The following is a 12,335-nucleotide window of genomic DNA, read 5'->3' as shown; positions in this document are numbered from 1 at the left end:
GAACTCCATGCGCAAATACGACTCCAGGCGCGAATGGTAGTTGTTCTCAGTAACGCTGTGCAATGCATTTTCTGCAAGGTACACAGGCATTTTCTGCACATGCAGATTTCGGATAACGAGGCTTCAGGGCCGTTTCAGTGGCAAATAAAGGCACGCGGTGGACAACGGTCATAGCCGCTGCCCTGACATTGCTCGTATGGTTAAGCCGGACCCAAGGACTAGATGGAACGACATGCAAGCCAATCGATTGATCTTCAGCATCGCCGCTTTGTTGATACTGGCCGGTTGCGGCAGCCAGCGGACCCAGGAATCGGCGGCGCGTAGTCCGGCCCAGGTGAAGGCTGAGATTGTGCGATTGCTGCCGGCCAAAGCCGCCGACCCCCAGGGTTGGGCCACAGACATTCAGGTGGCGTTTACCGCGCAAGACATCTCGCCGACCACGCAAAACCTGTGCGCGGTTTTGGCCGTGACCGAACAGGAATCGACCTTTCAGGTTGATCCGAGCGTACCGGGCCTGGGCAAGATCGCCCGCGACGAGATCAACCGTCGCGCCGCCAAGGCACACATTCCCGGCCTGCTGGTGAGCGGTGCGTTGAAGCTCGACTCGCCCAACGGCAAAAGCTACAGCGCCCGCCTGAATACTGCGCGCAGTGAAAAGGAGCTGAGTGGCATTTTCGACGACTTCATCGGCATGGTACCGATGGGCAAAACCCTGTTCGGTGGCTTCAACCCGGTGCATACCGGCGGACCGATGCAGGTCAGCATCGATTTTGCCGAGCAGCAGGCCAAGGGCTACCCGTATCCGGTGCAGGGCTCGATCCGTCATGAAGTGTTCACCCGGCGCGGTGGCATGTATTTCGGCATCGCGCACCTGCTGGGGTATCCGGCAAGCTACCCACAACCGCTGTACCGCTTTGCAGACTTCAACGCGGGTTGGTACGCCAGCCGTAATGCCGCGTTTCAGAATGCGGTGAGCCGGGCTTCCGGTATCCCGTTGGCGCTGGATGGCGACCTGGTGCGTTACGGTTCGATCATGCCCGGCACCACGGAACTGGCCGTGCGTACCCTCGGCAAGCAACTGGACATGCGCAATCCGACGATCCGCGGGCAACTGGAAGAGGGCAATACCCTGGCGTTCGAAGACAGCAAACTCTATCGACGGGTTTTCGAACTGGCCGAACGGGCCGAAGGTCGGCCGTTACCCCGTGAAGTGTTGCCGGGGATCGTGCTGCAAAGCCCGAAAATCACGCGCAAACTGACCACCGCGTGGTTCGCCAAACGGGTCGATGAACGTTACCAGCGCTGCATGGCGCGGGCAGGGAAGTAATCGGTTCTTCACGCAATCTCGGGCAACTACTGTAGGAGCCAGCCTGCTGGCGATGGACTTAAGTGCGCCGCGTTTATCCAGGTTACACGCGTTATCGTTAACGACCATCGCTGGCAAGCCAGCTCCCACAAGGGAACGTGCCCACGTTAAAACTGTAGGAGCCAGCTTGCTGGCGATGGACTCCAGTGCGCCGTGTTTATCCGGTTCACACGCGTTATCGTTAACGACCATCGCTGGCAGGCCAGCTCCCACAAGGGAACGTGCCCACGCGGAAACTGTAGGAGCCAGCCTGCTGGCGATGGACTCAAGCGCGCCGCGTTCATCCAGTTCGCACGCGTAATCGTTAACGATCATCGCTGGCAAGCCAGCTCCTACCAGGGGCCATGCCCATGCTGGAAATGAAGCGACCTCCAAAACAGTGAAAGCTCCAAGCATAAAAAAACCCGGCGGGTGAGGCCGGGTTTTCGTCGAGTCCTGCGGTAAAGACCTGCATTCAGACAGCGCGGCTTTCGATCAGACGATCCGAACCACCTTCAGCGACGCGGTTTTCGATCAGGCGATCCGAACCACCTTCGGCAACGCGGTTTTCGATCAGGCGATCCGAACCACCTTCGGCAACGCGGTTTTCGATCAGGCGATCCGAACCACCTTCGGCGACGCGGCTTTCGATCAGGCGATCCGAACCGCCTTCGGCAACGCGGTTTTCGATCAGGCGATCCGAACCGCCTTCGGCAACGCGGTTTTCGATCAGGCGATCCGAACCACCTTCGGCGACGCGGCTTTCGATCAGGCGATCGGAACCACCTTCGGCGACGCGGTTTTCGATCAGGCGATCGGAACCACCTTCGGCGACGCGGTTTTCGATCAGACGATCCGAACCACCTTCGGCGACGCGGTTTTCGATCAGACGATCGGAACCACCTTCAGCCACACGGCTTTCAATCAGACGATCCGAGCCGCCTTCAGCGACCACAGGTTGAGCAGAAGTTGCGGCGAAAGCGTTAACTGCGAAAACCGAGAAAGCGATGCTGAGGAGGGTTTGGCGTTTCATGATGGTGTGCTCCGGGGTGCTTATGGGTTGGTATGGAGCAGATGTTACGCCGTGGATTTTTTAAGAGAACTTCATTGAGGTGATGGTGAACATCGATGGCAGTGATAGGACCTGCGCCATACCTCTTGTGAGCTTGATGGTGCGATCGTCGGATGGTCGCTGCGTGGCAGGTGGCGGCTTCTACACTGGAAGCTGGCGCGTTCCTCTGCCGGGACGGATGATGAGGCACTGCAGAGATCGCGGTGTGCAAGGAGACAATTATGTACCAGCTCTACGGCCATCAGAACTCCGGGGCCGCGGCCATCGAAGCCGCCCTTGAACTCTGTGATGTTCCTTATCGCTTCATCGATGTCGAGGCGTCCGCGGAGGCGGCCCACGCGCTGGAGAAACTCAATCCGCTCAAACAGATTCCAACCCTGCAACTCCCCGATGGCGCTGTCCTGACCGAGAGCGTGGCGATCCTGATTCACCTCGGGCTGAGCTTTCCCGCGTCGAGGTTGTTGCCCCAGGACCCGGCCGAGCGGGACCAGGCCATTCGCGCCATGGCGTACATCGTCAGCAATTGCTATGCGGCCATCGGCATCATCGATTACCCCGAACGCTGGCTGGCCGGGGCGGATGAGTCGTCCAGGCAGAACCTCATGGAGGGAACCCGCCGGCGCCTGCACTGGAGTTGGGAGGTGTTTGCCGACCAGTTTTCGGGCGAGCTGTATCTGGGCAGCGAGAAGCCGGGGGCCCTGGATGTGCTGACGGCGGTGATCTCGCGATGGGCGGGCAGTCGGGAACATTTGCGCACGACGCGGCCCGGGTTTTTCGCCTGGCTGGAACGCATCGACCGCCACCCGGCACTGGCACCGGTGTTCGCCCGGCATTGGCCGGCATTGGCCGGCCTGAAAACACCACTTACCCTGTGGGAGCGAGCTTGCTCGCGATGGGGCCATGTCGGTCGACATCTATGTTGAATGTCTGGCCGCTATCGCGAGCAAGCTCGCTCCCACAGGTTTTGGGGTGAATGTTGTGTCCGGATTTATTCCCCGCGAATGTACTGCTCCAGCTGGCGAATCAACTCCGCCTGTTCGGCAATCGCTTCCTTGACCAGGTCACCGATCGACAGCAGGCCGATCAATTTGCCGCCTTCGACCACTGGCAAGTGACGCAGGCGTTTATCGGACATGATGCCCAGGCAGGTATCCACGGTTTGATGGGTGTCGACGGTAATCACCGGTGACACCATGATGTCGCGCACCGGCGTGCCCACCGAGGAGCGGCCGTGCAGCACCAGTTTGCGCGCATAGTCCCGTTCGCTGATGATGCCCAGCACTTCATCATTCTCCACCACCAGCAAGGCGCCGACGTTTTTCTCGGCCATCTTCATCAGCGCTTCGAGCACCATGTGATCGGGTTTTATCTGGTGCACTTCCTGATTCTTCTGATCTTTGAGCTTGAGCAGTTGGGCGACGGTTTTCATGGTGGTTACTCGGGTGTTGTCGTTGTCCTTGAAGAATCGTAGACGCAAGCGCTCAGGGCAAGGGCGAAAGCGGCAGATAACACGCAAAAAACGTCATTTGGCGGTTTTTCTTCGGTAAACCCCTTGTTTCCGGTCAACATCAATCCTGTGGGAGCGGGCTTGCCCGCGATGGCGGACTGTCAGCCAACAAAGATGTTGAATGCTATGGCCCCTTCGCGGGCAAGCCCGCTCCCACAGGATTGATGTTGACCGCTGATATCGGCGCGAAGTGCGCTATCCCTGCCGATGCCGGGTAGAATCACCCTCTGAATCAGTTTCGAGGTTTGCAGTGGTGGATCTACAGCAGGGCTTCGTCCTGACCCGGCATTGGCGCGACACCCCGGCCGGTACGGAAGTCGAGTTCTGGCTGGCGACCGACAGCGGTCCCCGGCGCATCCGCCTGCCTTGCCAGCCCTCGGTGGCCTTCATCCCTGCTGCGCAGCGTCTGCAGGCCGAAAGCGTTTTGCATGACGAGAAGAACGTCGAGCTCAAGCCCCTGGCCCTACAGGATTTCGACCATCGTCCGGTCCTCGGACTCTACTGCCGGCAACATGGCCAGTTGATGCGCCTGGAAACCGCGTTGCGCCGGGCCGGTGTCGAAGTGTTCGAAGCCGACGTGCGCCCGCCGGAACGCTACATGATGGAACGCTTCATCACCGCGCCGGTGCGCTTCAGTGGCATGCCGAATGCCGAGGGTCTGCTGCTCGACGCACAGATGAAGCCCGATCCCGGTTACCGGCCGAGCCTCAAACTGGTGTCCCTGGACATCGAGACCACGGCCCAGGGCGAGCTGTATTCCATTGCCCTGGAAGGCTGCGGCGAGCGTCAGGTGTACATGCTCGGCGCGCCCAATGGTGACGATAGCCTGGTGGATTTCCAGCTCGAGTACTGCGATTCGCGGACCCTGCTGCTGAAAAAACTCAACGACTGGTTTGCCCGGTTCGACCCCGACGCGATCATCGGCTGGAACGTCGTGCAGTTCGACTTGCGCGTGCTTCACGAACACGCCCGGCGCCTGGCGGTGCCGTTGAAACTGGGGCGTGGCGGCGAGGAAATGCAGTGGCGCGAACATGGCAACGGTAACCATTACTTCGCTTCAGCCGCTGGCCGCCTGATCATCGACGGTATCGAGGCCCTGCGTTCGGCGACCTGGAGTTTCCCCTCGTTCAGCCTGGAAAACGTTGCGCAAACCTTGCTCGGCGAAGGCAAGTCCATCGACAACCCATACCAGCGCATGGACGAAATCAATCGCATGTTCGCCGAGGACAAACCGGCGCTGGCCAAATACAACCTCAAGGATTGCGAGCTGGTCACACGGATCTTCGCCAAGACCGAGTTGCTCACCTTCCTGCTGGAGCGGGCCAGCGTCACGGGACTGCCGGCCGATCGCATGGGCGGTTCGGTGGCGGCGTTCACCCACCTGTACATGCCGCTGATGCACCGTCAGGGTTTCGTCGCGCCGAACCTCGGTGGCAAGCCACCTCAAGCCAGCCCGGGCGGTTTCGTCATGGATTCGCAACCGGGACTGTACGAATCGGTGCTGGTGCTCGACTACAAGAGCCTCTATCCGTCGATCATCCGCACCTTCCTGATTGACCCCGTGGGGCTGATAGAAGGGCTCAGGCACCCGGACGATAGCGAGTCGGTGCCGGGTTTTCGCGGCGCACGCTTTTCTCGCACCCGGCATTGCCTGCCCTCCATCGTCGCCCGGGTCGCCGAAGGCCGGGAAACCGCCAAGCGCGAACACAACGCACCGCTGTCCCAGGCGCTGAAAATCATCATGAACGCGTTCTATGGGGTGCTCGGCTCCAGCGGTTGTCGCTTCTTCGACACGCGCCTGGCATCGTCCATCACTTTGCGCGGGCACGAGATCATGCTGCGCACCCGCCAGTTGATCGAGGCCCAGGGGCATGCAGTGATTTACGGCGACACCGACTCGACGTTCGTCTGGTTGCGTCGCGCCCACGGCCAGCAGGAGGCGGCGCAGATCGGCCAGGCGCTGGTGGCGCACGTCAATCAGTGGTGGCGCGAGCATGTGCAGCAGGAATACGGCTTGCAAAGCGTTCTCGAATTGCAGTTCGAAACCCACTACAAGCGCTTCCTGATGCCGACCATTCGCGGTGCCGAAGAAGGCAGCAAAAAGCGCTACGCCGGACTGGTGACCCGCGCCGATGGCAGCGACGAAATGGTCTACAAAGGCCTGGAGACCGTGCGCACCGACTGGTCGCCGCTGGCCCGGCAATTCCAGCAAGAGCTGTATTCGCGGATCTTCCTGCGCAAGCCCTATCAGGATTACGTGCGTGACTACGTGCGCAAGACCCTGGCCGGCGAGTTCGATGACCGGCTGGTTTATCGCAAACGCCTGCGCCGCACCCTCGATGACTATCAGCGTAACGTCCCGCCCCACGTACGCGCGGCGCGCCTGGCCGATGAGTACAACGACAGCCAGGGTCGCCCGCGGCAATACCAGAACGGCGGCTGGATCAGCTACGTGATTACCGTTGCCGGCCCCGAACCGCTGGAAGTGCGCGGTGCGCCCATCGATTACGACCACTACATCACCCGGCAACTGCAACCGGTGGCGGACGCGATACTGCCGTTTGTCGACGACGACTTCTCAACCCTGATTGGGGGGCAGCTGGGCCTGTTTTGAGTCCATCAGCGACAAGGTCCAGTCATCCAGGATGCCGTGGAAGTATTGGTTCAAGGCTTGCTGGAAAAGGCTGTCGGCGGCATCGACCTGGGCGAACAGGGTCATCGAGGAATGAAATTTAAGGTCGTCGGGATGACCGAAAATCCCGGCCACCGAGCGCTCCCGGATGTTCAACACTTCCTGGGTGCAGGTGCGCAGGCGGGGGCCCAGCAACGGATGCTCAAGGTAGGCCAGGGCCTCCTCCCGCGAACGAATGGCAAAGCGGCGCGACATCTCGCTGCCGCCGAGCCCGGCAAACTGCGGAAAAATGAACCACATCCAGTGACTGCGCTTGTGTCCGTTGTTCAGCTCGTCTTGAACCCGGTCGAATACCGGGTCCTGAGCCTGGAGAAAGCGTTGCAGATTGAACGGGTCCAGGTGGTCGGTGCTTCTCATGGCGAAGCTCTCTGACTGCGTTGGCTCAGACCATGGCCAGCCGCTGTTTGCGTTGTGGCGCATGAAACGCGTGGTCCAGCGCCTCCAGATCCCCGGATTCAAGTTGCAGCGTGGCGGCTTGGGCATTGAGCCGCACATGCTCGGGCCGGACCGCTTTGGGGATGGCGATCATGCCGTCCTGGCGCATTATCCAAGCCAGCGCCACCTGTGCCGGTGTGACGCCGTGCCGGGCGGCCACCTGCTTGAGCGTGGCATTGGCGAGCATTTCTCCACCCTGGCCGATCGGGCAGTAAGCCATGACCGGCAGCCGCTGCTGTTGGCTCCAGGGTAACAAATCAAATTCTATGCCGCGCTGCTCCAGATTGTAGAGCACCTGATTGGTGGCGCAGGCCGGGGCGTCCAGTTCCAGCAGGTCGTCGAGGTCGAAATTGGACACGCCCCAACGACCGATCTTGCCGGCTTCGCGCAGGCGCTCGAAGGCGTCGACGGTTTCCTGCAGCGGATACTGGCCGCGCCTGTGCAGCAGATACAGATCGATGTAATCGGTGCCGAGCCTGCGCAGGCTGCGCTCGCACGCCTGGGCAATGCCCTGGCGGCTGGCGTTGTGCGGGTACACCTTGCTGACCACAAAGACGCTGTCGCGCTGTCCGGCGATGGCATCGCGGACCACTTCCTCGGCGCCGCCTTCGGCGTACATTTCAGCGGTGTCGATCAGGGGCATGCCCAGTTCGATGCCCAGGCGCAGTGCCGCGACTTCTTCCCTGTGTTGTGAGCGGTCCTCGCCCATCTGCCAGGTGCCCTGGCCAATGACGGGCACCTGGGCGCCAGCCAATTGAAGCGTGCGCATGCAAACCTCCTGTGTGTATTCGGTGATGTAGGCGCTGTGTACCATTCTCATGATGTTCTGATCCGTTTTTTCTATGAACATTCCCCTGCCGGTGATCGATTGGTGCCGCCCGATACTGCACTTTTTCGAAATGTCCGGCTCTATCCATGGCAGCCTGCGGCGATCCCCACCGTCGGCCCATGCCCAAGTTCAAGAACCCATGGCTCGAGTTTCACCCGCGAACAGCTCAAGAATCCGCCGTCATTGCCTGCTGCTGGCAGGTCTGTCGATGTTCTTCGTCACCGGTTGCAGCCAGCAGCAGGGCGGCGACATCATCACCCAGATGCGCGAAGGCAAACCTCAGGAGTTCCTGCAGACCAGTGTCGACCGCATGGCCACCCTGACCATGCGCGACAACCTCGACAGCCTTTACCTGCTCATGGGTAAGCTCTACCTGCGCAACCCCGATGAGCTGAAAAAGTCCGGTTTCCTCGATGCCCGTACGGCCGGCAAGCAAGTGCGCATGGCCATAGAACAGCAGCAGCCATTACCGACCCTGGGCGGCAAAAAGGACCTGGCGGCCCTGCGTTTTGCCATGAGCCCGGAATTTCTCGGCGATCGGGTCGGAGCGTTCATCTATGCCATCGGCAGCATGCTGGTGACCGCCCATGGCAATCGCACCGAGTTCTACATGACCGATACGATCAACCCGGTATTCGTCAGCAATGCCGCACGCAACATCGAGATTGCCACCTGGATCCTCAGCCAGCGACAAGACAAGCAAGGCCAACCCCTGCTGTTTTCCAACGAAATCTCGGAGGAGGGCAGCAACCTGAGCTTTGCCGTCGAGTTCGGCAAGATCGTCGCCCGCCTGGACCTGCTGACCCAGATGCTCGACGAACGCTACCGGCGCATCGGCCTGAACTATGCCCAGAGCCTGCTGTTCCTGAATTTCCTACCGGTGCAGTGAGCACGACACGGAACCCTGTGGGAGCGAGCTTGCTCGCGATGACTGAGTGTCAGTCGCCATTGATGCCAACTGATACACCGCTATCGCGAGCAAGCTCGCTCCCACAGGGGGGGGTGGTGGTTACGGAATAAAGATAGATCGCATCGATATAACTGGTTATAAGAAATATCGCTATGCTGCGGGCCAGATTTCCCTGCGATCTTTGTGGACGTATCAATGGATTTAGTGAACATCGGGTTGGTCGTGGCCGGGTTGGTGGTTGGCTTTATTGTCGGCATGACTGGCGTCGGTGGTGGGTCGCTCATGACCCCGATCCTGCTGTGGTTCGGTATCAACCCGGCAACGGCGGTCGGTACCGATCTGCTCTACGCGGCGATCACCAAGTCCAGCGGTGTACTGGTTCACCGAAAGAACAACAACATCGACTGGGCGATTACCGGTTGGCTGACCCTTGGCAGCGTGCCGGCGGTGGCACTGACGTTGTGGTTCCTGAGCAGCCTGCACTCCAGCCCCGATGCGATGAACGCGATCATCAAGCAGGCCCTCGGCTTTGTGTTGTTCGCCACGGCGCTGGCGATTCTGTTCAAGAAACGTCTGCTGGATTTCGCCCACAAACGTGCTGGCGGCCACTACAACCCCAGCGGGAAGCGCCTCAATGTCCTGACGGTCATCACAGGCCTGGTCCTCGGCACCATGGTCGCGCTGACGTCCATTGGCGCCGGTGCACTGGGCACCGTGGCCCTGTTCATTCTCTATCCGATGCTGCCGACCCGCCGCCTGGTCGGCACTGAAATCGCCCACGCCGTGCCGCTGACCCTGGTCGCCGGCCTCGGCCATGCGAGCATGGGCAACATGGACTGGCAGGTCTTGGGTTACTTGCTGGTGGGTTCGTTGCCGGGGATTTACCTGGGCAGCCACCTGACCGGGCGTATCTCCGACGAACTGTTGCGTCCTTGCCTGGCGACCATGCTGTTGCTGATCGGCTACAAGCTGGCGTTCTGATCCAGGCTGCCACGCCAGCTTCACTCGCGGGTGAATATTTCCAGCAGATGCCCGTCCGGGTCATCGAAATACACCCGCCGTCCTCCCGCGTAATCATTGATCTCCCTCAGACGCTGCTTGCCCGGGTCGGCCCACCATGGCTGACCGTTGGCCAGCAGGCGGGTGAAGGCCGCATCGAAGTCCTCGTCGCCCATCAGGAATGCGTAGTGCTGAGACGCTATCGGCGGGTCGTTGTCGTAGAAATCCAGCGACACGCCGTTATCCAATTTGACGATCAGCATAGGCCCGAAGGGCTCCGGGGCGGGCAGGCCAAGGAGGCCGGTGAGGAAATTCGCCGAAACCTGCTTGTCCCGGCACCAGACGATGGTGTGGTTCAATTGAGTGCTCATGCCCAGGTCCTCACGACGGATCAGGCGGGTTGTCATGAGTGTTCAGATTAGCCCAGCCTGTTGCGCAATGACCGCCCTGACCTAAGCTTGGGACAAGGCGAAAAATTTGCGGCACGTCACCCGGAACGATCGCCGCGATGCGCAATCATTAGAGCGTGGATATCAAAAAGGAGATGCGCATGCTCATCAGGTCACTGACCATGGCTATCTTGCTGGCGATTGCCGGCACCTCGTTCGCCGCCGATGGCGACTCACCACTGGACATGGACAAGGGCAGGGCCCGGCCACTGATTGTCATCGCTCCAAGCACCGTGGATCCGACCTGGGTCAGCCTGAAAAAGTCGCTGGATGAGCCGGCCAATCGCAAGGGTTTCACCGACCGCAACATGGTGCTCTACACCGTGCTCAACCTGATGGGCCAGCGCGACGGCAAAGACCTCGGGCCACAGGACACCGCGGCGCTGATCCGCTCACTCAAGCTGGGTGCCGGCGCCAAGACCAAGGTGATTCTGGTCGGCAAGGACGGCGAAAAGAAACTGGAACAATCGGACGCCATCAAGCTGGAAGAGATTTTCAGCGCGGTCGATCAATTGCCGGCGACCGAGAAAGAATTTACCGCGACAGTGGCCGCTCCCGTCGCTGAAGCCGAGCCGGCGGCCAAAGGTGCCAAGCCTGGGAAAAACAGCAAACCGGCCAAGCCCGCCAAGCCACCGGAAATGCCGGATGATTGAGCCGGCCCTGAATCCTGGTGGTAAGCAATTAACCTGTGGGAGCGAGCTTGCTCGCGATGGGGACCTGACATTTAACATTTGTATTGACTGTTGCGACGCCATCGCGAGCAAGCTCGCTACCACAGGTTTCGTGTGTTAACTGATCAGTATTAACCTCCAGTTTTTTTCTCTGGGAGCGCAAACCAGACTTATCGGGCAAGGGCGCTCAAAATCTGATGCGCAATCCTGACCCGCTGCGCATTCGGGAAGTTTTTGTTGGCCAGCATCACAATGCCGATGTCCTTAGATGGCACGTACACCACGTAAGCGCCAAAGCCACCGGTTGAGCCTGTCTTGTTGATCAGCACGTTCTGCGGTTGCGCTTGTGGCGGGTTCAGCCACTGGACTTCATGGGCCTGCATGGCCATCGGCGTGGAGTTGCCGTCGAGCAAGCGATCCAGAGTGATCGGGTAGCGATACATCTCCCAGCCCAGGCCCTGAGTCATGTCGCCAACGCTGTAGTAGGCGCTATGAGTCAAGGCGATGGCTTGCTGCAACGGCTTGTCCAGAGGCGCCGGCTTCATGTTTGCGCCGATGTAGGCCAGCAAGTCAGCGGCGCTGGTTTTCACCCCGTACGCCTCGGAATCCAGTGCACCCGGAGTGACCCGCACCGGCTTGCCGTCCTTGTTGTACCCCTGGGCGTACAGCGCCATCTGGTCCTGCGGCACATGCACATAGGTGTGCTTGAGGCCCAGTTTCGGCAGCAGGGTTTTCTCCATCAGGTCATCAAACGGCTGACCCATGCTGTGGGCGGCGAGGTAGCCGAACAGGCCAAGGCTGGGGTTCGAATACAGTCGGTGGCTGCCGGGGGCGTAGAGCGGCTTCCATTGTTTGTAGTAGCCGAGCATTTTGTCGGCCGAATCATATTCAGCAGGAAATTGCAGCGGCAGGCCGCCGGCGCTGTAGGTGCCCAGTTGCAGCACGCTGATGTTGTCGAAAGCGCTGCCGCGCAAGGCCGGCAAGACCTGGCTGGCCTTGTCCGACAGTGACAGTTTGCCCGTAGCCTGGGCGTAGGCGGCGAGGGTGGCGGTGAAGGTTTTGCTGACGGAGCCGATTTCGAACAGGGTGTCCTTTGTGACGGGGCTGCCGGTTTCTTGCGAGGCGACGCCATAGTTGAAGTAGTGCGCTTGGCCGTTGACGGTGACCGCTACGGCCATGCCGTGGATACCTTCGGCCTGCATCACCGGTTGTACGGCGGCGTTCACCAGCGTCTCGATTTGATCCTGTGCCACGCACTGGCCTGCGGCAAATATCGCCATGCCGGCGGCGATGGTTTTCAGCCTGTCCATGTGGGTTTCATCCGTCGTTGATTCAGTTGCGCGCCATTTTAGGGGGTTAAGCGCCAGGCTCCGAGCGCTTTTTAACCCGGCCGCCAACAGGCGGCCACGCGCAACCCTTGAATCAA

Annotated in this window: 11 protein-coding genes and 1 pseudogene; 6 read left to right on the top strand and 6 right to left on the bottom strand. The window is 60.3% G+C overall.

The window, feature by feature from the left end; all coding sequences use genetic code 11:
- Positions 1-232: 232 nt before the first annotated feature.
- Entirely contained in the window at positions 233-1,327 is a 1,095-nt protein-coding gene (locus tag Q8X48_RS18970) for a DUF1615 domain-containing protein (RefSeq protein WP_407801279.1), read from the top strand.
- A gap of 493 nt (positions 1,328-1,820) precedes the next feature.
- On the opposite strand, the gene Q8X48_RS18965 is transcribed toward Q8X48_RS18970, so the two are convergent.
- Positions 1,821-2,378 carry a phage infection protein gene (locus Q8X48_RS18965; RefSeq protein WP_407801280.1) on the bottom strand — a complete coding sequence of 186 codons (558 nt, stop codon included), beginning with the start codon at positions 2,376-2,378 and terminating at the stop codon, positions 1,821-1,823.
- A 260-nt stretch (positions 2,379-2,638) separates the two neighbouring features.
- Between Q8X48_RS18965 and Q8X48_RS18960 the strand changes: the two are divergent.
- A pseudogene (locus tag Q8X48_RS18960) lies at positions 2,639-3,259 on the top strand (glutathione S-transferase family protein); the annotation flags it as partial.
- A gap of 146 nt (positions 3,260-3,405) precedes the next feature.
- Here the strand turns inward: Q8X48_RS18960 and Q8X48_RS18955 are convergent.
- Positions 3,406-3,846, bottom strand: coding sequence for a CBS domain-containing protein (locus Q8X48_RS18955; RefSeq protein WP_015094223.1), 441 nt, complete (start codon positions 3,844-3,846; stop codon positions 3,406-3,408).
- A gap of 331 nt (positions 3,847-4,177) precedes the next feature.
- Here Q8X48_RS18955 and Q8X48_RS18950 point away from each other — a divergent pair, with 331 nt between their 5' ends.
- Positions 4,178-6,538: a DNA polymerase II gene (locus Q8X48_RS18950; protein ID WP_407801281.1), complete on the top strand. Its 2,361-nt coding sequence runs from the start codon at positions 4,178-4,180 to the stop codon at positions 6,536-6,538.
- On the opposite strand, the gene Q8X48_RS18945 is transcribed toward Q8X48_RS18950, so the two are convergent.
- Together Q8X48_RS18945 and Q8X48_RS18940 are read right to left on the bottom strand one after the other, a co-directional pair.
- Entirely contained in the window at positions 6,503-6,973 is a 471-nt protein-coding gene (locus Q8X48_RS18945; protein ID WP_095967458.1) for a DUF1810 domain-containing protein, read from the bottom strand. The genes Q8X48_RS18950 and Q8X48_RS18945 overlap by 36 nt on opposite strands.
- 25 nt (positions 6,974-6,998) lie before the next feature.
- The gene (locus tag Q8X48_RS18940) at positions 6,999-7,820 is read right to left on the bottom strand and encodes an aldo/keto reductase (RefSeq protein WP_407801282.1); all 822 of its coding nucleotides are present in this window, start codon (positions 7,818-7,820) and stop codon (positions 6,999-7,001) included.
- Positions 7,821-8,019: 199 nt separating this feature from the next.
- Between Q8X48_RS18940 and Q8X48_RS18935 the strand changes: the two genes are divergently transcribed.
- Positions 8,020-8,769, top strand: a complete 750-nt coding sequence (locus Q8X48_RS18935) for a hypothetical protein (protein WP_407801283.1) — start codon at positions 8,020-8,022, stop codon at positions 8,767-8,769.
- 216 nt (positions 8,770-8,985) lie between these two features.
- Positions 8,986-9,771, top strand: coding sequence for a sulfite exporter TauE/SafE family protein (locus Q8X48_RS18930; protein ID WP_015094228.1), 786 nt, complete (start codon positions 8,986-8,988; stop codon positions 9,769-9,771).
- Between the two features lie 20 nt (positions 9,772-9,791).
- On the opposite strand, the gene Q8X48_RS18925 is transcribed toward Q8X48_RS18930, so the two are convergent.
- Entirely contained in the window at positions 9,792-10,160 is a 369-nt protein-coding gene (locus tag Q8X48_RS18925; protein ID WP_407801284.1) for a VOC family protein, read from the bottom strand.
- A gap of 179 nt (positions 10,161-10,339) precedes the next feature.
- Between Q8X48_RS18925 and Q8X48_RS18920 the strand changes: the two genes are divergently transcribed.
- Complete coding sequence (locus Q8X48_RS18920) at positions 10,340-10,891, top strand: DUF4174 domain-containing protein (RefSeq protein ID WP_015094229.1); 552 nt, start codon at positions 10,340-10,342, stop codon at positions 10,889-10,891.
- A 188-nt stretch (positions 10,892-11,079) separates the two neighbouring features.
- Here the strand turns inward: Q8X48_RS18920 and ampC are convergent, their stop codons facing one another.
- The gene (gene ampC, locus Q8X48_RS18915; protein ID WP_407801300.1) at positions 11,080-12,189 is read right to left on the bottom strand and encodes a class C beta-lactamase; all 1,110 of its coding nucleotides are present in this window, start codon (positions 12,187-12,189) and stop codon (positions 11,080-11,082) included.
- Between the last annotated feature and the right edge of the window lie 146 nt (positions 12,190-12,335).

The organism is Pseudomonas sp. QLc11A, from assembly GCF_052112305.1.
Classification (GTDB): domain Bacteria; phylum Pseudomonadota; class Gammaproteobacteria; order Pseudomonadales; family Pseudomonadaceae; genus Aquipseudomonas; species Aquipseudomonas laurylsulfatiphila.
Note: the sequence above shows the minus strand (reverse complement) of the source record. Positions and strands in the feature narration are given on the sequence as shown.